The 23,125-nt window shown below is 67.3% G+C and carries 21 protein-coding genes and 1 pseudogene; 13 read left to right on the top strand and 9 right to left on the bottom strand.

Going from position 1 to position 23,125, the window contains the following annotated elements:
• Window positions 1-25: 25 nt before the first annotated feature.
• The gene (gene katG / locus DSC_RS05535; protein WP_014160157.1) at window positions 26-2,248 is read right to left on the bottom strand and encodes a catalase/peroxidase HPI; all 2,223 of its coding nucleotides are present in this window, start codon (window positions 2,246-2,248) and stop codon (window positions 26-28) included.
• Between the two features lie 144 nt (window positions 2,249-2,392).
• Window positions 2,393-5,044, bottom strand: coding sequence for a DNA mismatch repair protein MutS (gene mutS, locus DSC_RS05540; protein WP_043290428.1), 2,652 nt, complete (start codon window positions 5,042-5,044; stop codon window positions 2,393-2,395).
• A 397-nt stretch (window positions 5,045-5,441) separates the two neighbouring features.
• Between mutS and DSC_RS16535 the strand changes: the two genes are divergently transcribed.
• Window positions 5,442-5,960, top strand: a complete 519-nt coding sequence (locus tag DSC_RS16535) for a hypothetical protein (RefSeq protein ID WP_014160159.1) — start codon at window positions 5,442-5,444, stop codon at window positions 5,958-5,960.
• 20 nt (window positions 5,961-5,980) lie between these two features.
• Window positions 5,981-9,526, top strand: coding sequence for a T6SS phospholipase effector Tle1-like catalytic domain-containing protein (locus DSC_RS15660; RefSeq protein ID WP_014160160.1), 3,546 nt, complete (start codon window positions 5,981-5,983; stop codon window positions 9,524-9,526).
• A gap of 263 nt (window positions 9,527-9,789) precedes the next feature.
• Here DSC_RS15660 and DSC_RS05555 read toward each other — a convergent pair.
• Both DSC_RS05555 and DSC_RS05560 read right to left on the bottom strand, forming a co-directional pair.
• Window positions 9,790-10,068, bottom strand: a pseudogene (locus DSC_RS05555) (metalloregulator ArsR/SmtB family transcription factor); the annotation flags it as partial.
• A 29-nt stretch (window positions 10,069-10,097) separates the two neighbouring features.
• Window positions 10,098-10,748: a peroxiredoxin gene (locus tag DSC_RS05560; RefSeq protein WP_043290429.1), complete on the bottom strand. Its 651-nt coding sequence runs from the start codon at window positions 10,746-10,748 to the stop codon at window positions 10,098-10,100.
• A 145-nt stretch (window positions 10,749-10,893) separates the two neighbouring features.
• Here DSC_RS05560 and DSC_RS05565 point away from each other — a divergent pair, with 145 nt between their 5' ends.
• The 9 genes from DSC_RS05565 to DSC_RS05605 all read left to right on the top strand — a co-directional run bounded on the left by DSC_RS05565 (window position 10,894) and on the right by DSC_RS05605 (window position 17,852).
• Window positions 10,894-11,832 carry an MBL fold metallo-hydrolase gene (locus DSC_RS05565; protein WP_014160163.1) on the top strand — a complete coding sequence of 313 codons (939 nt, stop codon included), beginning with the start codon at window positions 10,894-10,896 and terminating at the stop codon, window positions 11,830-11,832.
• 14 nt (window positions 11,833-11,846) lie between these two features.
• Window positions 11,847-12,269: a YeeE/YedE family protein gene (locus tag DSC_RS05570; RefSeq protein ID WP_202944913.1), complete on the top strand. Its 423-nt coding sequence runs from the start codon at window positions 11,847-11,849 to the stop codon at window positions 12,267-12,269.
• Window positions 12,266-12,679: a DUF6691 family protein gene (locus tag DSC_RS05575; RefSeq protein WP_014160165.1), complete on the top strand. Its 414-nt coding sequence runs from the start codon at window positions 12,266-12,268 to the stop codon at window positions 12,677-12,679. The genes DSC_RS05570 and DSC_RS05575 overlap by 4 nt, the downstream gene beginning before the upstream one ends.
• Before the next feature lie 19 nt (window positions 12,680-12,698).
• Window positions 12,699-13,136: a protein tyrosine phosphatase family protein gene (locus DSC_RS17210; RefSeq protein ID WP_043290430.1), complete on the top strand. Its 438-nt coding sequence runs from the start codon at window positions 12,699-12,701 to the stop codon at window positions 13,134-13,136.
• Window positions 13,137-13,139: 3 nt separating this feature from the next.
• Window positions 13,140-14,378, top strand: coding sequence for an NAD(P)/FAD-dependent oxidoreductase (locus DSC_RS05585; protein ID WP_014160167.1), 1,239 nt, complete (start codon window positions 13,140-13,142; stop codon window positions 14,376-14,378).
• A 17-nt stretch (window positions 14,379-14,395) separates the two neighbouring features.
• Window positions 14,396-15,178: a sulfite exporter TauE/SafE family protein gene (locus tag DSC_RS05590; protein ID WP_202944914.1), complete on the top strand. Its 783-nt coding sequence runs from the start codon at window positions 14,396-14,398 to the stop codon at window positions 15,176-15,178.
• Window positions 15,179-15,325: 147 nt separating this feature from the next.
• Window positions 15,326-16,726 (top strand): cytochrome ubiquinol oxidase subunit I, encoded by a 1,401-nt coding sequence (locus DSC_RS05595; protein ID WP_014160170.1) that lies wholly within the window; start codon window positions 15,326-15,328, stop codon window positions 16,724-16,726.
• A gap of 2 nt (window positions 16,727-16,728) precedes the next feature.
• Window positions 16,729-17,733 (top strand): cytochrome d ubiquinol oxidase subunit II, encoded by a 1,005-nt coding sequence (gene cydB / locus DSC_RS05600; protein WP_014160171.1) that lies wholly within the window; start codon window positions 16,729-16,731, stop codon window positions 17,731-17,733.
• Window positions 17,733-17,852: a DUF2474 domain-containing protein gene (locus DSC_RS05605; protein WP_014160172.1), complete on the top strand. Its 120-nt coding sequence runs from the start codon at window positions 17,733-17,735 to the stop codon at window positions 17,850-17,852. Before cydB ends, DSC_RS05605 begins: the two co-directional genes overlap by 1 nt.
• A 137-nt stretch (window positions 17,853-17,989) precedes the next feature.
• On the opposite strand, the gene DSC_RS05610 is transcribed toward DSC_RS05605, so the two are convergent.
• Window positions 17,990-18,292: a type II toxin-antitoxin system RelE/ParE family toxin gene (locus tag DSC_RS05610; RefSeq protein ID WP_014160173.1), complete on the bottom strand. Its 303-nt coding sequence runs from the start codon at window positions 18,290-18,292 to the stop codon at window positions 17,990-17,992.
• Window positions 18,289-18,735 carry a type II toxin-antitoxin system RelB family antitoxin gene (gene relB / locus DSC_RS05615; protein WP_043290432.1) on the bottom strand — a complete coding sequence of 149 codons (447 nt, stop codon included), beginning with the start codon at window positions 18,733-18,735 and terminating at the stop codon, window positions 18,289-18,291. Before relB ends, DSC_RS05610 begins: the two co-directional genes overlap by 4 nt.
• Window positions 18,736-18,959: 224 nt before the next feature.
• Here relB and DSC_RS05620 point away from each other — a divergent pair, with 224 nt between their 5' ends.
• Both DSC_RS05620 and DSC_RS05625 read left to right on the top strand, forming a co-directional pair.
• Entirely contained in the window at window positions 18,960-19,079 is a 120-nt protein-coding gene (locus DSC_RS05620; protein ID WP_014160172.1) for a DUF2474 domain-containing protein, read from the top strand.
• A 153-nt stretch (window positions 19,080-19,232) separates the two neighbouring features.
• Window positions 19,233-19,550, top strand: coding sequence for a DsrE family protein (locus DSC_RS05625; protein ID WP_043290433.1), 318 nt, complete (start codon window positions 19,233-19,235; stop codon window positions 19,548-19,550).
• 7 nt (window positions 19,551-19,557) lie between these two features.
• Here DSC_RS05625 and dsbG read toward each other — a convergent pair whose 3' ends face one another.
• From dsbG to dsbD, 3 genes are all read right to left on the bottom strand, one after another.
• Entirely contained in the window at window positions 19,558-20,340 is a 783-nt protein-coding gene (dsbG, locus tag DSC_RS05630; RefSeq protein ID WP_238527670.1) for a thiol:disulfide interchange protein DsbG, read from the bottom strand.
• Between the two features lie 62 nt (window positions 20,341-20,402).
• Window positions 20,403-21,206: a TlpA disulfide reductase family protein gene (locus DSC_RS05635; RefSeq protein ID WP_014160177.1), complete on the bottom strand. Its 804-nt coding sequence runs from the start codon at window positions 21,204-21,206 to the stop codon at window positions 20,403-20,405.
• Window positions 21,203-23,086, bottom strand: a complete 1,884-nt coding sequence (gene dsbD / locus DSC_RS05640; RefSeq protein ID WP_014160178.1) for a protein-disulfide reductase DsbD — start codon at window positions 23,084-23,086, stop codon at window positions 21,203-21,205. Before dsbD ends, DSC_RS05635 begins: the two co-directional genes overlap by 4 nt.
• Window positions 23,087-23,125 lie beyond the last annotated feature (39 nt).

A 23,125-nucleotide genomic window follows, 5' to 3' on the forward strand; every position in this document is an offset into this window, starting at 1 on the left:
GGCGCGAAGGGCGCGCGCGGTGCGATCACTTCAGGTCGAAACGATCCAGCTCCATCACCTTGGTCCAGGCCGCGACGAAGTCCTGCACGAACTTGTCCTTCGCATCGCTGGCGGCATAGACCTCGGCCAGCGCACGCAGGACCGCGTTGGAGCCGAACACCAGGTCCACGCGCGTCGCGGTCCACCTGACCGCCCCGGTCTTGCGGTCACGCCCCTCGAAGGTGGTCGGCGAGGCCGGCTTCCAGTCGATGCCCATGTCCAGCAGGTTGACGAAGAAGTCGTTGCTCAGCGTGCCCGGCCTGTCGGTGAACACCCCATGGCCGGCGCCGTCCACGTTGGCGCCCAGCACGCGCAGGCCGCCGACCAGCACGGTCAGTTCCGGCGCGGTCAGGGTAAGCAGCTGCGCCTTGTCGATCAGCAGCGCCTCTGCCGGCACGCCGGGCTGGCCCTTGACGTAGTTGCGCAAGCCATCGGCCAGCGGTTCGAGCATGCCCACCGACTCGACATCGGTCTGTTCCTGGGTGGCGTCGCCGCGGCCAGGCGTGAACGGCACGGTGATGGCCTGGCCGGCGGCCCTGGCCGCCTGCTCCACCCCGACTGCGCCGCCCAGCACGATCAGATCCGCCAGCGACACCGGCTTGCCGAAGTCCTGGCCGATCTGTTGCAGCTTGCCCAGCACCTGGGCCAGTTGTGCCGGCTGGTTGACCTGCCAGTCCTTCATCGGCGAAAGCGCGATGCGTGCGCCGTTGGCACCGCCACGCTTGTCCGAGCCGCGGAAGGTCGACGCCGACGCCCAGGCCGTGCTGACCAGCTGCGCAACGCTCAGCCCGCAGGCGGCGATCCTGCCCTTGAGCGCGTCGATGTCGGCCGCCTCCAGCCGGGTCTGCGAGGCCGGGATCGGGTCCTGCCAGAGCAGGTCCTCGGCCGGTACTTCCGGCCCCAGGTAACGGGCCTTCGGGCCCAGGTCGCGGTGGGTCAGCTTGAACCAGGCGCGGGCGAAGGCATCGGCAAACTGGTCGGGGTTTTCCAGGAAGCGGCGCGAGATCTTCTCGTAGGCCGGGTCGAAACGCAGCGCCAGGTCGGTAGTGAGCATGGTCGGCAGGATTTTCCTGGACCCATCGTGTGCGTGCGGGATGATTGCCCCGGCATCGCGGGCCACCCACTGGTGCGCACCAGCCGGGCTTTTTGACAGCTCCCACTCGAAGCCGAACAGGTGCTCGAAGAAGTCATTGCTCCACCGGGTCGGGGTCTTGGTCCAGGTCACTTCCAGGCCGCTGGTGATGGTATCGGCGCCCTTGCCGGTGCCGAACCTGTTGGCCCAGCCCAGGCCCTGCTGTTCCAGATCGGCCGCTTCAGGCTCGGCGCCGACATTGTCGGCCGGGCCTGCCCCATGGGTCTTGCCGAAGCTGTGGCCACCGGCGATCAGCGCCACGGTCTCCTCGTCGTCCATGGCCATGCGCGCGAAGGTCTCGCGGATATCCAGGGCGGCCTTGAGCGGATCGGGATCGCCATCCGGGCCTTCCGGGTTGACATAGATCAGCCCCATCTGCACGGCGGCCAGCGGGTTTTCCAGCTTGCGCGAATGGGTGTGGCCGGCATCGTCGTCGGCCACCAGGACCGCCTCGTCGCCCGGCTTCTGCACCCCTTCCGAGCCGTGCGCATAGCGCACATCGCCGCCCAGCCAGGTGGTTTCGGCACCCCAGTACACGTCCTGGTCCGGCTCCCAGGTGTCCTGGCGGCCACCGGCAAAGCCGAAGGTCTTCAGGCCCATCGACTCCAGCGCGACGGTCCCGGTGAGGACCAGCAGGTCGGCCCAGGAAATGGCCTGGCCATACTTCTGCTTGATCGGCCACAACAGGCGCCGCGCCTTGTCCAGGTTGACGTTGTCCGGCCAGCTGTTGAGCGGGGCGAAACGCTGCTGGCCACGGCCGGCGCCGCCGCGGCCATCGGCGGTGCGATAGGTGCCGGCGCTGTGCCAGGCCATGCGCACGAACAGCGGGCCGTAATGGCCGAAGTCGGCCGGCCACCAGTCCTGCGAGTCGGTCATCAGCGCGTGCAGGTCGGCCTTCAGCGCGGCGTAGTCCAGCTTGTTGAAGGCTTGGGCATAGTCGAACGTGTCGCCCAGTGGGTCGGACCTGTTGGAATGCTGGGCAAGCAGGTCCACGCGCAGGCGCTTGGGCCACCATTGCGCGTTGGTCGTGCCGCTGCCGGCGGCGTGGTTGAACGGGCACTTGGCTTGGGTTGTCATCGTGGCTGTCTCGTGATGGGCGTGGCGGAGGGGCGGGTGCGGGTGAGCGGCCACCATAGGCAGGCACGATGGAAAATTAAAATCGATAGTTGTGGCCGTTTCGATAGTGAGGCGCTATTGCAAATCCAGCGCGGTGGCCGGCGCTCAGAGCAGCGCCTTGAGCCGATACAGCGCCTCCAGCGCCTGCTTGGGCGTGAGTTCGTCCGGGTCCAGTGCGGCCAGGGCCTCCTGCGCCGCGGACGGGGCCGCGGCGAACAGGCCGAACTGCTGCGGGGCGTCCAGCGCCCGCGGCGCCATCTTCGAGGCCTGGGTGTGGCGGCCGCGCTGTTCCAGCTCGGCCAGGCGGCGCCGGGCCTGGGCCAGCGTGCTGCGCGGCAGGCCGGCCAGCGCCGCCACCTGCAGGCCGAAGCTGCGGTTGGCCGCCCCGTCCTTGACCGCATGCATGAACACCAGCGTGTGGCCATGTTCGACCGCATCCAGGTGCACGTTGGCGATGCCGCTGGGACCGCCTTCGAAGCTCTCGCTGGCCAGCGCGGTCAGCTCGAAATAATGCGTGGCAAACAGCGTGTAGCAGCGATTGACCGAGGCCAGGTGGCGGGCGACCGCATCGGCCAGCGCCAGGCCGTCGTAGGTCGAGGTGCCGCGGCCGATCTCGTCCATCAGCACCAGCGACTGGTGGGTGGCGTGGTGCAGGATGTAGCTGGTCTCGGCCATTTCCACCATGAAGGTGGACTGGCCGCGGGCCAAATCGTCGCCGGCGCCGATGCGGGTCAGGATGCGGTCGATCGGCCCGATCTGCGCGCGTGCGGCCGGCACGAAGCTGCCGATCGCGCTGAGCAGCACGATCAGCGCGTTCTGGCGCATGTAGGTGGACTTGCCGCCCATGTTGGGGCCGGTGATGACCAGCATGCGCCGCGCCTGGAGCGTGTCGCTGCCGTCCAGGCGCAGGTCGTTGGGTTCGAACGGCTCGCTGCGCACCGCCTCGACCACCGGATGGCGGCCGCGTTCGATCACCAGGCACGGCGCGTCGGTCAGCTGCGGGCGGTTCCAGTCCAGGGTTTGGGCGCGCTCGGCAAAGGTGCACAGCACGTCCAGTTCGCTCAGGGCCAGGGCGCAGCGCTTGAGTGGTTCGATCACTTCGTTGAGCGCGTCCAGCAGCCGTTCGTACAGCACGCGCTCGCGCGACAGGGCGCGTTCGCGCGCGGACAGCACCTTGTCCTCGAAGGATTTCAGTTCCTCGGTGATGTAGCGCTCGGCATTGGCCAGGGTCTGGCGGCGGCTGTAGTGCACCGGCGCCCGGTCGGCCTGGCCCTTGCTGATCTCGATGTAATAGCCGTGGACGCGGTTGTAGCCGACCTTCAGGGTGGCGATGCCGCTGGCGGCGCGCTCGCGCGTTTCCAGCTCGATCAGGAACTGGTCGGCGTTGCTGGACAGCTGGCGCAGTTGGTCCAGCTCGACATCAAAGCCATCGGCCAGCACGCCACCATCGGTGAGCTTGAGCGGTGGCTGCTCGGCCACCGCGGCGACCAGCAGCTGCGCGGCGGCATCGTGTTCGCCCATCGAGGCGGCCAGCGCCTGCAGTCTTGGCGAATCCAGCGGGCCAAGCAATTGGCGCAGGCGCGGCAGCTGCGCCAGGCTGTTGCGCAGGGTGGAGATGTCGCGCGGGCGCGCCGAGCGCAGGGCCACGCGGGTGAGGATGCGTTCGACATCGCCGAAGGCGCGCAGCGCCTGGCGCAGCGCCTGGCCGGTACTTGTTGCGGGGTCGGCATCGGTGCCGTGCTCGATCAGGGTCTGGACCGCATGCTGGCGCTGGTTCAACACCGCGTGGTCGCGCAGCGGACGGTGCAGCCAGCGCCGCAGCAGCCGTCCGCCCATCGGGGTGATCGTGCTGTCCAGGATGCCCAGCAGGGTGTGGCGGGTGTCGCCGTCCACGCGCGTGTCCAGCTCCAGGTGGCGCCGGGTGGCCGCGTTCATCGCGATCGCCTCGCTGGATGACTCCAGCGCGATCGCGGTCAGGTGCGGCAACTGGGACTTCTGGGTTTCCTCGACATAGCCCAGCAGCGCGCCGGCGGCGGCAATGGCCAGCGGCTTGTCTTCGATGCCGAAGCCGGTCAGGTCATGCAGCCCGAAGAACTGCAGCAGCTGGCGCCGGCCGCTGTCGGCATCGAACAGCCACGGCGCGCGCCGGCGGGCGCCGCTGCGGGCGGCCAGAAACGCCGGCCAGCCTTCCTCATCGGGCACCAGCAGCTCGGCCGGTTCCAGGCGTGCGATTTCGGCTTCCAGCGCGTCTTCGGATTCGACCTGGTTGACCAGAAAACGTCCGCCGGCCAGGTCGGCCCAGGCCAGGCCGTAGCCGCGCTTGTCACGCGAGAGCGCCATCAGCAGCGTGTCGCGGCGTTCGTTGAGCAGCGCCTCGTCGGTGACCGTGCCCGGGGTGACGATGCGCACCACCTTGCGCTCGACCAGGCCCTTGGCCAGGGCCGGGTCGCCGATCTGCTCGCAGATCGCCACCGATTCGCCCAGCGCCACCAGCCGCGCCAGATAGCCTTCGTAGGCATGCACCGGCACACCGGCCATCGGGATCGGCGCGCCACCGGAGCTGCCGCGCTGGGTCAGGGTGATGTCCAGCAGCCGCGCCGCCTTGCGCGCATCGTCGTAGAACAGCTCGTAGAAATCGCCCATGCGGAAGAACAGCAGCAGGTCCGGGTACTCGGACTTGGCTGCGAAGAACTGCTTCATGAGCGGGGTGTGTTCCAACACAGTCTTGCTGGCTGGCGCATCGTCTTTTTTTGTCATTGACTTCAGAACGTATCGCTTCTTTGTGCGGACAACCACTTGACCCGTCCCGCGCGCCCCAACGCCGTTTGGCTTGAGTCATGCCGCCATGGGCAGCGCGGCCGGTTGCCGATGGTGGGCTGCTTCGGATTGCGCCTGCGGGGTGTGCCCGATCGGCCCCGTTCCTTGCGGCGCACCTGTTTCTTGGAAGTGGGCACGGGTGCGCATCGACGAACGCAGTCATGGCTTCAACCGGCAGCCCCGCTCGGACTGGACAGGATACGCCGATGCCTTGGCAGGATAGCGTTGGCCTGAACCGCCTGGGCTTTCGTGGAGGCCGGTTGAGAAGGTCCTGTTGTGGCAGTGGACCGCGCCGCTGGCTTAGCATCGGCGCGTCGACTGCGAGAAGGAGATTTGCATGTTGGGCCTGACTTCCCGTTCCAAGGATCCGTGGCCGTTGAAGTTCACGCGGCATAACTTCGAAGCGGCGTGCCACAACACGCAGCGTTGCAGCGTGGTCTATGACCGGGACCAGTTCACGCGCCGCTACGAGTTTGAAGCCTCTGGTCCTCCGCCCGCTGGGGATTGGAAGCAGCGGTGGACGGCGGGGACGGGCGTCGACAAGTGTTTCCCTCCGCCTGCGCAGGTGGACTGGATCTCGCTGGACGGCACCGAACACCATGCCCGGATCGACATCGGCGCCATGTTCAAGGACCGGCTGGTGCGGCACAACGTGCCCAGGGAGGACATTCCGGAGGGCTGGCTTGCGGCCAATGCAATCGATCCGGTCTCCATTCACGTCCTGATGGAGATCAATGACCGCACGATCACGGTCTATACCCGGGCGCATGTGGCCACCAAGTCGCTGCGCGTTCCGGGCAACGACTACAGCAATTATCGCAACGACCTGATCGAAGTCTGGACTCATACCTACTGACTCGGACAAGGAGCGTCGACATGAGCGACAAGGACCAACTGCGCATCATTCCGATGGACGATGACGTCACCTCGTTCCCTGCCGACGAAGCGCGGCTGCAAAGCTTCCGGGACGCCAGCGAGCAGCTGTCGCGTTTCGAGGTGCCGCGCCTGGCCGATGCGAGCAATGCCCATGAGAAGCTCTTTTATGCCTTCTTCGACGGGACCGGCAACGACGCGGACAAGGATCCCCTGCACGCGACCAATGTTGCACGGTTACGCGATCAGATCATCGATCTGAATAAAACCGATGCTCGGGTCGATTTTCACTATGTCGCAGGCGTCGGCACCCAGGACCAGGCACTTCCTCGGACGCTGGATGGCGCGCTGGGCCACACCTACGAAGCCCGCATGGAGGAGATGTACAAGCATTTTACCGAGCAGGCAAAAGCTTGGCGGGACGCAGATCCAGACGTCAAAATCAGCGTCTGCGCGGTCGGCTACAGCCGAGGCGCCACCCAGTGCGCGATCTTCACCAACCTGCTGGACCAGCGCGGCATCGTCGATCTGGATAGTCGCGTGACAGATGCGGATGGACGCATCTCCTACACTCGCCACATCGCGCCCCCCGGACAGACGCCGCAGTCGGTGGCCCTGTTCGATCCGGTCTCCACCGGCGTGCAGGAGCTGGCCGATCGCAGACTGGCGCCGTCAGTGGTGTCCGGTTTCCAGATCACCGCGCTGGACGAACAGCGGGTGAAGTTCATCTCCGACCGCGTCATGCCGTTGGGGCTGTCCGAGGACGGACGTTTCCTCAACGTGGCGGTGGCGGGCGCGCACTCGGACATTGGTGGAAGCTACCTGCGTGATGGGTTGTCCAATCGCAGCCTCAACCTGACGGTCGATTTTCTCAACGCGCAGCGGCCAGGCGCGCCCATGTTCGAGAAGGTGCATGAGCCGGACGATCCGCGCCTGAACCGGGTGCACAACTCACACGAGGGCATGCCGATCTACCAGCTGGACCGCAAGGTCAGCCGGTCCATGCCCGAAGGCGTCAATACACGCCTGGCCCCTGAGCTGCCCGTGGCGGCCGGCCAGGTCGCCATGCCGGAGTCCTTGCCGCATGGTCCCAAGCCGCTTGCGCGGGAGCTCGCGCGTGAGGCGATGACCCAGGTGCGCATCGGTCCGGTGCCAGACCGGCCTGGCGAGCGCGCCGTCGCCAACCTGGAACGCATCGCCGCAGCCGAGGCTGCAGGCATCGGGCCGCTGACCGGCGAGCAGAAGCTGGCCAACCTGGCCCGCGGGGTTGCCGACGGGGCTGGCGTCGCGTTGGGTGTGGGCGCGACAGCCTACGACGGCGTGCAGACAGCGCGCCGCGTCTCGGAGCTGATGGAGCAGGGCAATCACACGGCCGCCCAGTCCGAGATCAACCATGCGTGGGCCAGAAACGCAGGCGGCTGGGTGGGCGGAGCTGCGGCGACCTATGCCATGGGTGCATCCGGCTTCGTGCCTGCAGCCATCGTCGCCGGCGATGCATTGTTGATGAGCAAGGCCTTCGAACATGGTTCGGATCTGGTGGACAACCACAAGGTCTTCCGCCAGACCGACAAGGCCGGGGTGGACTGGCAGTTCACGGGGCGGGAATGGACACGCGAGGGCCAGCTCGACCACGGCAACGGTGACGATGCTGCCATCGACTCCTCTTTCGGCGCCAGCTACGAAAAGTCGCGCGAACTCAATGCCCATGCCAACGCGGCGGCCGTCGAACTGGCCCTGGGCAAGGTGCCGGCACCGCAAGACCCCTTCAGCGTGCCGGCCAGTGACGGCGAGCGCAGGCTGGACAATCCCGATTGGCGCTACGACGCCCGCTCCGATCAATGGTCGCGCTCGGTCAAGGTGGCATTGACGGGGGTCAATGACACGGGCGTCTACCAAACCCAGATCGCACTGCCCGAACGCAAGGTCGAACTGGACAGGCAAGCGCTGGGAATCATCCAGCACAACATCGCAAACAGCCGGGAAGCCATCGCCCAGTCATATCTGGAAAACGCCGCCGCGCAGCGGACACAGGATTTCATCGGCGTGCCTGCTGCGGTGGAAGCAGCCCGCGCCAAGCCCGATACGGTGACCGGTTCGGACAATCGCCTCTATCGCCGCGAGCAAGCCGAACAGACCGTGCAATGGGTCCGCAAGGACACTGGCGAAGCGGCAGAAGGCAACCGGGCATTGGAGCTGGAATTGACCTGGCAGGTGCGCCAGCCTGTTTTGGAGCAGGCGCAGCAGACCTTGGCCCAGTTGCAGGCCCGGCCCGCACCGACACCGGCGCAGGTGGAGCAGAACGAACTGCTGCACCGCTATCGGGTCGCAGGGACCGAGCTGAACCCTGACTTCCAGCAGGCCATCGAACTGGCCAGCCAGCGCACGCGCCAGGCGCACGGCATCACCGGTCAAGGATCGGTAAAGCTGTTGCGCAACGAGACCGGACAGTTCGCTGCCGACAGCCCGATCGCCCACTACCCGCGGGGCACCGACGGCGTGGACCGCCTGGTGGCGACCACCACCACGCAAGAGATCCGGCAGGCGCTGGCCGAGGTCCGCCAGCAGCACGTCGAAGCGGCAACGGCCACCTTGGCCACGGTCTCGGTGGTTGCACCCAGCACGGGTCATGGACAGTCCACTCGGCCGCCCGCGTTGACACGGGGCGAAGCGACGCCGGCGGACACGCCTACGCCATCGGCCAGCGTGCCCGGCCCGGCAATGTCCGATACCGCCGGCCAGCCCGCCCCTGCGCTGCCGCAGCAGCGCCAGCCCCAACCCGCACCACCACATTCGCAGGAGCAGGCGACACCGGCGCCGATGCCGGCACGCCCGGCCAGCTTTACCGATCCTGGCCATGCAGGCCATGCCACCTACCAGCGCATCCTGCGCGAAGTGCATTCCATGGAAGCCGGCCAGGGCATCGCCCCGGGCCCGCACAGCGAGAAGATCGCCGCTGCCCTGCTCAATGAAAGCGTGGCCAAGGGCTTGCACATCAGCCAGGTCAGGATGGGGGCCGATGGCACTGTGCGCGGCATCCAGCAGCTCAGCGCATTCGACACGCCACGCGAGGTCAGCATCGTCCCCAGGCAGGCGCAGGGGCTTTCGATGCAGGAATACGCCGACAGGCTGGAGGCCACGCTTTCATCGCACCTGGCCAGCAAGGCGCCTGCAGCCGCGCGTGAACCTGCACAGGCGCACGCCCTTTGGGCCATGTCGAAGGCCGACCAGGTCATGTTCGCCCATCTGCGGCGAGGCACGCCGGGCCACATTGGCGACGATCAGGTGGCCCAGTCCATGCTGGCTGCCAAGCAGAGCGGCATCGACGACGCCAGCAAGATCGCGGGCATGACCATGGCCGGTGATCGGCTGTGGATCATTGGCACCGGTGAAGGCCAACGCGTGGCGATCGATGTCGGTCAGCAGGCACCGCCGGTGCAGGACACCCTGCAGCAGCTGCAGGTGGTCAACCAGCAGCGCGAGCAGCAGCTGGCCATGGACCAGCAGCCAAGCCAGCAAGCTCCCGGGCGCGGCGCGCCAGTGATGGGTTGAGGGTTTTCAGCTGCGGCTTCGGGCAGCCGGGCTCATCGGTGCCGAACCGCGTCACTTGCCTGGCCGCGCGCCGGATGCTCGCTTGCCTTCTGGTCAACCACGATGCCGGCCAGGGAACAAGCAAGCAGTCCGCCGATGCACGGCGCGATCCTCCGGTGCCGCTATTGCACCGGATCCAGGCGCGCAAATCGCGCCGCACCCGTGCTGGGCTTGTCCGGTGAGGGCGGTGGTGGCTTGGGTGTTGACCGGCCTTCGGCACAGAGGTCGGCACAGAAAATCGTATACATCGCCGCCAGCAGCTGCTGCACGCGCGGGTCGGCGATCCGGTAGAAGATCGAACGCGACTGGCGCCGGGTGCTGACCAGCTTGTGCTGGCGCAGGTCGGCCAGTTGCTGGGACAGGGCCGGCTGACGGATGCCCACGGCCTGTTCGAGTTCGCCCACCGAAGCTTCTCCTTGCGACAGCTGGCAAAGCAGCAGCAGCCGCGAGGGGGTGGCCATCAGTCGCAGCAGTTCGGACACTTCCGGTGCCTTGGCCTTCATTTCCTCCAGCTCGGCGGCGCTGATGGCCCTCATGCCTGGCACCAGAGGTAGTACCAGGCCTCGCCTTGGCCAGGCTGGAGCGCCAGGGCGGTGCCGGAATCAACCGCGGCGGACTGCAATCGCCTGCCGCCCGGCTGCCAGCCCTCGGGGGTCCCGGTGTCGGTCTGGTCCACCGCCTGCAGCGCGGCGACCAGGCGCAGCAGTTCCTCGACCGAGCGGCCCACGTTCATCGGGTACCAGCTGATCGCGCGGATCACCCCCTGCGGGTCGATGACGTAGGTCGCCCGCACCGTGGCGCTGTCGCCAGCCTCGGCGCCGACCATGCCATAGCCGCGCGCAATGGCCATCGACGGGTCTTCGATCAGGGGGAAATTCACCGTCACCCCGAAGCGGTCGCGGATGTCACGGATCCAGGCCAGGTGGGAGAACAGCCCGTCCACCGACAGGGCAAGCAGGTCGCAGCCGATCGCTTCGAAGCGTGGCTGGGCCGCGGAAAAGGCCATGAACTCGCTGGTGCACACCGGGGTGAAGTCGGCCGGGTGCGAGAAAAACACCAGCCAGCGGCCGCGGTAGTCCGCAAGCGACACCTCGCCAAGGGTGGTGCGCGCGTGGAAACCCGGCGCCACATCGTGCAGGCGAAGCGGAGTGGACGCATTGGCGAAAGGTTCGGTTCGAGACATGCGGGAGCCGGTGTGGGAAAGGCGCGCAAACAAGTCTAAAGCGCCGCCTGTCGACACGCGCGCTTCCAGGGGCGTCCAATAGTTGCATACTTTATGAGTATGTATAACTATAGCGCCACTCTGATCTTCATCGGTGTACATGCGCATGACTGGCGACACTCGGGATTCCGCACTCCTGCTTGCCCAATCCACCGTCGATGACGCCCTGCACGGACGCTCGCCGCGTCCGCAGGTGACGACTTTCTTCGACGAGGCCACCTTCACCGCCAGCCATGTGGTGAAGGATCCGGACAGCGCTGCCTGCGCGATCATCGACAGCGTGCTGGACTTCGACATGGCCAGCGGGCGGACCTCGCATGCCTCGGCGATGCAACTGGTCGAGTTCGTGCGCGACCAGGGACTGAAGGTGCAATGGCTGCTGGAGACCCACGCCCACGCCGACCATCTCTCCGCCGCACCGCTGCTGCAGGAACACCTGGGCGGGCGACTGGCGATCGGCTCCCACATCACCGTGGTGCAGGAAGTCTTCGGCAAGATCTTCAACGCCGGCACCGGCTTTGCGCGCGACGGCAGCCAGTTCGATCACCTGATCGCCGAGGGCGAGCGCTTCAGCATCGGTGGCCTGCAGGCCACGGCCCTGCACGTGCCCGGCCACACCCCGGCGTGCATGGCCTACGTCATCGGCGATGCGGTGTTTCCGGGCGACACTCTGTTCATGCCCGACTACGGCACTGCCCGCTGCGATTTCCCTGGCGGCAGCGCGCGCACGCTGTACCGCTCGATCCAGCGCCTGCTGGCCCTGCCGGGGCAGGCGCGGGTGTTCCTGTGCCATGACTACAAGGCGCCCGGACGCGACCAGTACGCCTGGGAGACCAGCATCGAGGCCGAGCGCAGCGGCAATGTCCACGTGCACCAGGGGGTGGACGAGGACAGCTTTGTGCAGATGCGCGAGCAGCGAGACGCCACCCTGTCCATGCCGCGCCTGATCCTGCCTTCGGTGCAGGTGAACATGCGCGGCGGACGCCTTCCCGAGCCGGAGGACAACGGCGTGCGTTACCTCAAGCTGCCGCTGGACCTGCTGTGAGTACGGTACAGACGATCGCCTGGTACTGGCCGGTGGCCGGTGGCGCCCTGATCGGGCTGGCCGCCGGCGGCTACCTGATCCTGCTGGGCCGTATCGCCGGCATCTCCGGCCTGGTCGCCGCGGCCACCGGGCTGGCGCGCAACACCGCGCGCGGGCTGGCGGCGTGGTTCCTCATCGGGCTGCTCGGCGGCAGCGCCATTGCGATGCGGCTGCGCGGGATGCCGGACCTGCAGGTGACCGGCACCTGGCCGGTGCTGGTCATCGGCGGCCTGCTGGTCGGCTACGGCACCCGGCTGGGCTCGGGTTGCACCAGCGGACACGGCATCTGCGGAATCGCCCGGCTCTCGCCGCGCTCGCTGGTGGCCACCGGCGTGTTCATGGCCTGCGGGGTGGTCACGGTCTGGGTGGTGCGGCACCTGATCGGAGGTGCGCCATGAAGGCCCTGGCCGCTTTGGCCTGCGGGTTGCTGTTCGGCGCCGGCCTGATCATCTCGGACATGGCCAACCCGGCGCGGGTGCTGGCTTTCCTGGACATCTTCGGCGCGTGGGATCCGTCGCTGGCATTGGTGATGGCCGCCGGTCTGGTGCCTTCGACCCTGGCCTACCGCTGGCACCTGCGTCGCCAGGCGCCGGTGCTGGAGGACCGCGCCCAGGTGCCCAGCGGCGGACGCATCGACGCCCCGCTGGTCATCGGCGCGGCGCTGTTCGGCATCGGCTGGGGCCTGGTTGGCCTGTGCCCGGGCCCGGCCGTGGCCGCGCTGGTGACCGGGCGCTGGCCCTTCGTCGTGTTCGTCCTGGCCATGCTCGGTGGCATGGCCCTGTTTCGCCTTTTCCACGCGCGTCGCTGACGCAAAGGAACACCCTGCCATGACACCTCGCATGCTCGATGAGCGCCTCTCGGTGCTGCCGCAAATCCAGCCTGAGGATCTGCCCACCCTGGCCGCGATGGGCTTCCGCTCGATCATCAGCAATCGGCCCGATGGCGAAGCACCCGACCAGCCCGCCACTGCGGAGATTGCCAGCGCCGCCAGGGCGGCCGGCCTGCAGTTCGAACACGTGCCGGTGGTCGGCGGCGCCATCTCAGATGCGGACATCGCCCGTTTCGGCACGCTGCTGGACACCTTGCCCGGCCCGGTGCTCGGGTTCTGCAAGACCGGCACGCGCGCGGCCACCCTGTGGGCGTTGTCGCAGGCGCGACAGCAGCCGGTCGCGCAGCTGCTGCAGGCAGCCGCCCAGGCAGGGTACGACCTGTCCGGGCAGGCCGAGCGGATGGCCAAGCTGGCCGCGCCGGACAAGGCGGGCTGACAGATGTACGACGTGGTGGTCATCGGCGGCGGCAGTGGCGGCCTGGCGGTGGCCGCCAGCCTGCTGCGGCGCGAATCCGGCCTGCGCATCTGCCTGCTCGAGCCGCGCCAGGAACACTACTACCAGCCCGGCTGGACGATGGTCGGCGCCGGCGTGTTCGATGCACCGCAGACCGTGCGCCCGATGGCCAGCCTGGTGCCCGCATGCATTGACTGGAAGCAGGTGGCGGCCGAAGCCATCGATGCGCCGAATGACCGGGTCCACCTGGCTGGCGGCGGCTCGGTGTGCTACCGCGCCCTGGTGGTCGCCACCGGCCTGGAACTGGACTGGGATGCCATCCCCGGCCTGCGCCAGGCGCTGGGCCATGGCGGGGTGACCTCCAACTACCGCTTCGACCTGGCGCCCTACACCTGGGAGCTGGTCCAGAAGCTCCGCGGCGGCAAGGCACTGTTCACCCAGCCGCCGATGCCGATCAAGTGCGCCGGTGCCCCGCAGAAGGCGATGTACCTGTCAGCCGACCATTGGCGCCGGCAGGGCTTGCTGTCCGATATCAACATCGAGTTCCACAGTGCGGGGCCGGCCTTGTTTGGCGTGGCCGACTACGTGCCGGCGTTGATGGAATACGTGGAGCGCTACGGCATTGAACTGAACCTTGGCTCGACCCTGGTCGCCGTGGACGGTCACGCCAAGGTGGCCACGTTCGCCACGCAGGCGGCCGATGGCGCGCGCAAGGAGAGCATCCGCCCGTTCGACATGCTGCACGTATGCCCGCCGCAGCGGGCGCCTGGCCTGATCGGCGACAGCCAGCTGGCCAATGACGCCGGTTGGCTGGAAGTGGACCCGGCCAGCCTGCGCCACCCCAGCCATCCCAACGTGTTCGGCGTGGGCGATGTCGTCGGCACGACCAACGCCAAGACGGCCGCTGCCGCGCGCAAGCACGCGCCGGTGGTGGCAGAGAACGTCCTGGCGACCCTGGCCGGCAAGCCGCTGACCGCGGTATACGACGGCTATGGCGCGTGCCCGCTCACCGTCGAGCGCGGCAAGATCGTGCTGGCGGAATTCGGTTACGGCGGCAAATTGATGCCGACCTTCCCGGAATGGCTGATCGACGGACGGCGTCCCTCGCGCCTGGCCTGGTATCTGAAGTCCGAGGCGATGCCGCTCCTGTACTGGGACGCCATGCTCAAGGGCCGCGAGTGGCTGTGCGCGCCCGATCGCGTCGCCGCCCCGGGAACCCTCTAAAGATGCCCACGCTGACGGTGTTGCAATACGTGCTCGGAATGGGTGCGGGCGTGCTGGTGGGCTTTACCCTGGGATTGGTCGGTGGCGGCGGCTCGATCCTGGCGGTACCGTTGATGGTCTATCTGGTCGGGGTGGACAACCCACATGTCGCCATCGGCACCAGCGCCCTGGCGGTGGCGGTCAACGCCGCGACCAACCTGGCCAACCACGCCCGGCGTGGCAACGTGAAGTGGGCCTGCGCGGGCGTGTTCGCCCTGGCTGGCGTTGCCGGTGCTTTCCTCGGCTCCAGTCTGGGCAAGGCCTTCGACGGACAGAAGCTGCTGATGCTGTTCGCGTTGCTGATGATCGTGGTCGGCGTGCTGATGTTGAAAAAGCGCGACGCCCAGGGTGACCCGGATGTCCACCTCAGCCGGCAGAACGCGCCGCGCCTGCTGCTGGGCGGGGGCCTGGCCGGCGCGCTGTCCGGGTTCTTCGGCATTGGCGGTGGCTTCCTGATCGTGCCGGGGCTGGTGGCGGCCACGCGCATGCCGATGCTGTATGCGGTGGGCAGTTCACTGCTGGCGGTCACGGCCTTCGGCCTGACCACCGCACTCAACTATGCGCGTTCCGGCCTGGTGGACTGGGCGCTGGCAGCGGTCTTCATCGGCGGTGGCTTGTTCGGCGGACTGTTCGGGGCGCGTCTGGCCACGCATCTGTCCAGGCGGCGAGGCACACTCAATGCCGTGTTCGCAGCACTGATCTTTGTCACCGCGCTGTACATGCTGGTCAAGTCGGCCCTGGCGATCCATGGCGCGCGTTGATCACGGTGGATTGACGATGCGGTGCGGACCCTGCGTGCGTCGGCTGCACCGCCAGCCGCTGGTGATTGGATGGGTGTCAAACGTGGTCGACAAGGTCGGCGTATTTCGCAAGGGCGCCCGGCGCCGCGACTTGACTGAGGTGGTCTGATGGATGCCCTGCTACTGGCGCGGGCGCAGTTTGCGTTTACCGTCTCCTTCCACTTCATCTTTCCTGCGTTTTCCATCGGCCTGGCCAGCTTCCTGATGGTGCTCGAAGCCATGTGGCTGCGCACCGGCAGCGGCCTGTACGCCAACCTCTACCGTTACTGGCTGAAGATCTTCGCCGTGGTGTTTGGCATGGGCGTGGTCTCGGGCATCGTGATGTCCTACCAGTTTGGAACCAACTGGTCGGTGTTCTCGGCCAAGGCGGGCCCGATCATCGGGCCGCTGATGGCCTACGAGGTCATGACGGCGTTCTTCCTGGAGGCCGGGTTCCTTGGGGTGATGTTGTTCGGCATCTCCAAGGTTGGCCCCCGGCTGCATTTCTTCGCGACCTGCATGGTGGCGCTGGGGACCCTGATCTCGGCGACCTGGATCATCAGTGTCAACAGCTGGATGCAGACCCCTGCAGGCTATGCGATCAATGCCGACGGGCAGTTCGTTCCGGCAGGCTCGTGGCTGCCGATCATCTTCAACCCCAGCTTCCCGTATCGCCTTGTGCACACGGTCATTGCCGCCTTCCTGACTACCTCGCTGGTGGTCGGCGCGGTCGGCGCCTGGCACCTGCTCAAGGACCGCGCCAACGCCGGCGCCCGCAAGATGTTTTCGATGGCGATGTGGATGGTGGCCATCGCCGCGCCCATCCAGATCCTGGTCGGCGATGCGCATGGCCTGAACACGCTGGAGCACCAGCCGATCAAGGTCCTGGCCATGGAAGGCGACTACCAGCCCAGCCCGGATGGGGCGCCACTGATCCTGTTCGGGTTTCCGGACAACGACGCAGCCAAGGTGCATGGCGAGGTCTCGATCCCCAGGATCGGCTCGCTGATCCTCAAGCACGACCTCAATGCGCCACTGCCCGGGCTGACCGATTATCCGCGCGAGCTGTGGCCGCCCACGCCGGTGGTGTTCTGGTCATTCCGGATCATGGTCGGGCTGGGCATGGCCATGCTCGGGCTTGGGGCCCTGGGCCTGCTGGCACGGGTGCGCAGACGACTGTACGCCTGGCGCTGGCTGCATCGTGCGGCGCTGGCCATGGGGCCTGCCGGGTTCATCGCGGTGATCGCCGGTTGGGTCACCACCGAAGTCGGGCGCCAGCCATTCACCGTCTACGGCCTGCTGCGGACGGCGCAGTCGGCCTCGCCGCTCCATGCGCCGGCGTTGGCCAGTTCGCTGCTGGCGTTCGTCATCGTGTACTTTTTTGCCTTCGGTGCAGGCACCTACTACATCTTGCGGCTGATGGCCAAGCCTCCTCAGCCGCACGAGGCCGAGCCGGAGCGGCTCCCGCAGCACGCGGCCGGCATCACACCGGCCGCGGCCGCGGTCCGGCGGCTTCCCGGGGAGCATTGAGCATGGCAGGCGTTGATCTGACACTGGTCTGGGCAGGCATCATCGCCTTCGCCGTCTTTGCCTATGTGGTGATGGACGGCTTTGATCTTGGCATCGGCATTCTTTTTCCCAGTTTTGCCGTGGGCCAGGAGCGCGACCAGGCGATGAATTCCATCGCCCCGGTCTGGGATGGCAACGAAACCTGGCTGGTCATGGGCGGTGGCGGGCTGATGGCCGCATTCCCAGTGGCCTACGCCATCATCCTGCCGGCAACCTATCCGCTGGTGATCGCCATGCTGCTTGGCCTGGTGTTCCGCGGTGTGGCCTTCGAGTTCCGATGGCGTGATGGGCGACACCGTGCATTCTGGGATTGGGCGTTTTGCCTGGGCTCGATCATGGCGACCTTCGCCCAGGGCGTGATGCTGGGCGCGATCCTGCAGGGCATCCATGTCCAGCGCCAGGCGTATGCCGGTGGATGGCTCGACTGGCTCAGCCCGTTCTCCCTGGTCACTGGCGTTGCCCTGCTGGCCGGCTATGCGCTGCTGGGTTCGACCTGGCTCATCGGCAAGACCGAAGGCAGCGCCCAGGCGCATGCCAGGCGCCTGGCTTCCTGGCTGCTCTTGGCCGTGCTGTTTGCCATTGCAGCAGTCAGCGTCGCAACGCCATTGCTGTCACTGGAATACGCGCGTCGCTGGCTGGCCATGCCCACCGTCCTGCTCACCGCCCAGGTGCCATTGCTCACCTTGATCGTGGCCTTTGTCCTGTTCCGAAGCCTGCGCGCTGGCCGCGAGCGGGTCCCCTTCCTCATGGCGCTGGCGCTGTTCCTGCTTGGCTTCACCGGCTTGTTGATCAGCGTCTTCCCGTACGTAGTGCCGGGCGCCGTGAGCATCTGGGAAGCAGCCGCTCCGCCGGAGAGCCAGGAATTCATGCTGGTCGGTACCGCGATCATCGTCCCGGTGATCATCGCCTACACCGGTTGGTCCTACTGGATCTTCAGGGGCAAGGTCGGCAGCGAGGGATACCACTGATGGAAAAGCCCGAGTCCCCGCTCTGGAAACGGCTCGCGTGGCTCGCAGGCATCTGGCTGTCCAGCGTGCTGGCGCTTGGCATCGTCGCCGGCGTGCTGCGCCGATGGTTGCAGCAGTGAATGGATGCAGCCGTGCCGGCTTGATGCCAAGGTCGGCCATCGTCTCTGCCCGTTCTGTTGATACGCCCGATTCCTGGTTGGTGTTCATCTTCGCCACTCCTGAAAAAACCGCCGCTGGAACGTTCGGGGGTCGATCATCAAGGGGTTTTTTGTGCCGCGTGCTTCACTCTCAAAATCTCAACGGTGCGGGCCTGGGCCAGCACACGATAAAAAACGATGTAGTTCGGATGCACGATCAGTTCGCGCAGCCACTCGGGCAAGCCCGGCCGGCCATGCCGGCCCAGCTCTGGATGCCGTGCAAGCGTCTTGGTCTTCTCGCGCAGTTCCTTGCCGAAGCTCTTTGCCCCGGCCGGGTTGTCCTTGCCGATGTAGCGCAAGATGGCGCGCAAGTCCTCGCGTGCCATCGGCCGCCATTCAATGCGGTAAGGCTTGGCCGTCATGCGCGCTTTTTCTTCGGCAGGGCGGCAATGTCCGCGTCCATCCCGGCCATGACTTCATCGTGCGCAATGCCCGGCCGTGGGTCGTCAATGGATGCCTGAATTTCGCCGGCCAGCCATTGGTTATAGGCGGCGGCTTGATGCGCTCCGCGCAGGACCTGCGCCCTCGCATCCTCGCGGCTATTGACCACCTTTTCGGCCGGGTTCCAGTCACTGGCGTCGAACTGGCCAACCGTGATTCCAAGGTCGCGCAACAGGGACAGGGCTGCAATCGGATTGCCGAACCGGCGCGGTTCGCCGCTGCGCGCCTTCGACAGCACGGCACCGGAACCGCTGCGGGTGTGGATCTGCACAACGAACGCCCCGCCTTGCCCTTTCAAGGTCACGCTTAAGACGCCGCCGGCGTTGCTGGCAACACGAAGCTGCTCAAGGGTCATGCCTTGCATGGGCTCTCCTTATGCGCTCATAATTAGATTTTACTCTGTACGAAAATTATAAATCGTGCAAGCTGACGCAAGCTGACGCTTTTGGGCGGTCGAATTTGACATCGCCATTCAGATCGGAAAGCCCGGCTTGGCCGGTCACCCAAGCGCAGGACTTGGTGCGACAGGAAGGCATCGCACGGGCCGCAGGGGCGGCCGGGTACTGTCGGCAGCGAGGGATATCACTGATGGAAAAGCCCGAGTCCCCGCTCTGGAAACGGCTCGCATGGCTTGCAGGCATCTGGCTGTCCAGCGTGCTGGCGCTTGGCATCGTCGCCGGCGTGCTGCGCCGATGGTTGCAGCAGTGAATGGATACAGTCATGCCGGCTTGCATGGTTTGCCCGGTTGCGGCGAGCGCGCCTGCGCAGTACCAAGATCGGCGCGAAATGATGATGCCTGGTGTCGTGACCAGACTGCCGATCACAGTGGCTTGAAGACTGACCCTGCACAGGTCCATACCCATGAATGATCCTGCCATGCGCATCGTGCTGCATGCTTCAAGTCCGGCCAGCCTGGAACGTGCGCGCAGCAATGCGAAGAACGCCGCCGGCGCCGGCGAGCGCGCGGTCGAAGTACGGATCGTGGTCAATGGCGCGGCGGCGGTGTCCAGCCTGCTCGACCAGGCTGACGCGGCGGTCGATGCGATGACCTGGGTGTGCCCCAACACCCTGCGCGGCCTGAAGCGCCAGGCAGCTGCCCCGCTGCGCGTGCTCGAAGAAGGCGCGGTGCTGGCCATCGCCCGCCTGCAACAGGCGGGCTGGCACTACATCCACGCCTGAGCCGGGCTCATTTCGGGCCCAGGACGTTCTCCAGGTCTGCGCCCTGCGGCATGCCCGAGCGGGTCTGCACCTGGCCCTGCGCGTCCTTGAAGACGATGGCCGGCGTGCCCTGGAAGCCCAGCGCGGTCATCAGCATGAGGTTCTGCTGCAGGGTCTTGGCCACCTCCGGCGAAACCGAAGCCGCCGGCTTGATGCCACCCTGGTCGTGGTGCTCCTCGTTGTAGGTCAGCGCCTGGGCGGGCGAGCTGGCCTGCAGGATCGCGGCGGCCTTGGTCGGGCTGTCCTGCTTGATGATGCCGACCAACACGTGCCGCAGCTGCACCTTGCCCGATTCCACCCAGGGCCGCGAGGCGCGCCAGAAGGCGTTGCAATACGGGCAATTGGGATCGGTGAAGGTGTAGACGATCCGGGCCGCGTCCGCTTGTCCGTCCACCACCACCGTGCTGTGCTCCAGCTGCTCCCACATCTTTTGCCCGGCCGGTCCGGACACCAGCTTGCGCAGCGCTTCGGCGCCCACGTCGTTGCCCTGGGCATCGATGAGCGTGCCAACCAGTGCGTACTTGCCATCGGAGGTCAGGTAGACCGAGATCGGACGCCCGCCGGCCGATCCTGCGTAGCCGCGCAGGCCCGAGGGCGCGTCGAAGCGCCCCTGGATCTCCAGCCCCTGCTGCTCCAGCGCCTTGATCACCGCCGGCTGGTCCTGTTGCGATGCGGCCGGCTTTGCGTCGGCGCCCTGGTCGGCCTGGCCCGGCGTGCTGTTGGCGCATCCCATCGGGAGCGCCATGGACATGGCAATCAGGCTACGGCGAAGGTCAAAACGCATGCGGTGGCTCCACTTGGGTAGGTAGGGTGTCAATCAAGAAGGGAAAGCTTGTCCTGCAGCACCGGGGCGGTGATCTCGCCCATGTGGGCGTCGACCAGCCGGCCGTTGGCGTCGAAGAACAGCGTGGTGGGCAGTCCCTGTGTCCCTGCGGCCTTCATGCTGTGCATGCCCGGATCGAGATAGACATCGCGGACCTGCAGGCCCTGGGTCTGCAGGTAGTGGCTGATGGTCGCCTGGTCTTCCCCCTGGTTGACCAGCAGGATCTGGGCGTGCGACTGGCTGGCCTGTGCGCGAGCCAGGACCGGCATTTCGCGACGGCAGGGGGGGCACCAGGTGGCCCACAGGTTCAGCACGATGGGCTTGCCGCGGTGGGCGGCGAGCGTGGTCGGTCGGCCATCGAGGGTCTGCAGCGCGACCTCCGGCAGCACGATCGCTTCGCGCTGCGCCGCGCTGATCGCCCAGCCGCCGACCCACCACAGCGCAAGCGCTGCAGACATCGACACCAGCAGCGGCGCGCGCAGCCGCCGCTGGCTCCGGGTCGCCCAGCCGCCGTACAGCAGCGCCGCCGCGATCCCCCAGGGCAGGCTGAAGCCGCCGTCGGCGAAGCGCAGCAGCGAGAGCGGGTCGCTGGCGTAGCTGTCCATGCGGGTCAGCACGAAGCCCGCCCGCGCCGCCAGCAACAGCCACAGCAGCATCCAGAAGGCGACGTCGGCGCCACGCCGGGGGACGGGAGGCGCCTGGCGGCGCAGCTGCCACTTCACCAGCCCCAGCGCGATGCCGCAGCAGGCCAGCGCCAGGATCGCCATGATCGGCAGCGGGCCCAGGCTGATCATCGGCCGACACCGGCTGCGTCCAGGCGCGCGAGGAAGTCCTCGGCGCTGGTCTCGCCCACCATGCGCAGCTGCCTGCGCTCGTGCCCGTCGGGGCCGATCAGCATCAATGTCGGCGGGCCGGCGATGCCATGGCGCGACATCAGCGCCTGATCCTTGGCATCGTTCTCGGTCACGTCAGGCCGCAGCAGGGTCACCGTGGCAAGGCGCGCCTGCACGCGTGGGTCGCCGAAGACTTCACGCTCGATCACCTTGCAGCTCACGCACCAGTCGGCATAGACATCCACCAGTGTCCACTGTGCCCGCTTGCCGGCTTCGGCAACCGCCTGATCCAGGGCGGTGACATCGGCCGGCTCCTCGAACCGCAGCGGTGCACCTGCCTGGCTGGACGGCGTGCTGTCGGCGGTCCCTGCAAACACCTGGAGCGGGCGCAGCGGATCGCTGTTTCCGGCCAGGGCACCCACCAGCAGCGATACGCCGCACAGCAGGCAGATGCCCGCCAGGTAGCGCGGGGCCCAGCGACGCAGGCCCCTGCTGGCGCCAGCCTGCTCACGCGCCACCAGCAGCACGGCCACCAGCAGGAGCCAGGCGCCCCACAGCGCCTGCACGCTGGCCGGATCAACAAAGCGTGCCAGCATCGAAATGGCCAAGGCCAGCATCACTGCCCCAAAGGCCACGCGAATCACATCCATCCAGGGGCCGGGCCGCGGCAACACCCGCGCCCCCAGCGTGGCCACCAGGATCAGCGGCAGTCCCATTCCCAACCCCAGCGCAAACAACGCGGCGCCACCGACCATCGCGCTACCGCTCTGGCCGAGGAAAAGCAGCGCCCCGGCGAGCGGAGCGGTCATGCAGGGGCCGACGAGCGCCGCCGACAGCACCCCCAGGACCGCCGCGCCGGCCACCTTGCCCGCCTGACTGTTGCGGCCCAGGCCATCCAGCCGCCGCGAGAGCGACGCCGGAAGCTGCAGTTCGAACGCACCGAACAGCGACAATGCCAGGATCACGAACACGCCTGCGAAAGCCGACAGGATCAGCGGGTGCTGCAGCGAGGCCTGAAGGCCGGCGCCAGCCAGGCCGGCGATCACCCCCAGCAGCGCGTAGGTGAGCGCCATGGCCAGCACATAGGTGCCGGCCAGCAGCGCGGTCCGGCGCATGCTGCGTTGCCGTCCCACCACAAGGCTGGAGACGATTGGCAGCATCGGCAGCGAGCAGGGCGTGAACGCCAGGAGCAGCCCCATGCCGAAGAACAACGCCAGTGACAGCGGCAAGGGTGCCTGGCGCAGGCGTGCGGCCAGCGACTGGTCCTGGGCGGCCATCGGACCGCCATTGGTCTGGGTCTGCGCGGCGCCCGCCGCCGACGGCGGCCCCGCAACCGGCATCGATGCGGGCGTGGCTGCCGCAGGAGACGAGGCGGGCTGGAGGGCGTCCGCGGGAGTGCGGCTGGACCCGGTCGGCACGCGCAGGGTGTGGGTCTGCGGCGGATAGCAGATTCCACCTTTGGCGCAACCCTGCCAGCGCAGGCTGATCTCGGGCTGCGCAGGCGTTTCGATGGTCAGCGTCTGCCGGCCTTCGTAGACCCTGGTGTCGCCATAGCTGGCATCGTGGCGTGCTGTTCCCGGCGGCAGCGTCAGCGCCAGTGCGCGCCCGCTGGCATCGCTCGCGGCAAACTGGTCCCGGTACAGGTAGTAGCCTTGCGCGATCTCCAGTTCCACGCGCAAGTGGCCAGGGTCGGCGGCCTCCACCTGGAATTCCACGACCTGCGCGGCAGGCAGGTAGGTCGGCTCGCCGGCCCAGGGCCGGGCCTGGGCGGCGGGCTCAAGGTATATCGCAGTCAAGGACAGCGCGGTGGCCAACGCCAGGCGGACAACGGTGTGAGGCAAGGGCAAGCTTCCGGTGGAGGAACCGGCTCCATGCTGCCC

Origin of the sequence: Pseudoxanthomonas spadix BD-a59, assembly GCF_000233915.3 — a bacterium.
Taxonomy (GTDB): domain Bacteria; phylum Pseudomonadota; class Gammaproteobacteria; order Xanthomonadales; family Xanthomonadaceae; genus Pseudoxanthomonas_A; species Pseudoxanthomonas_A spadix.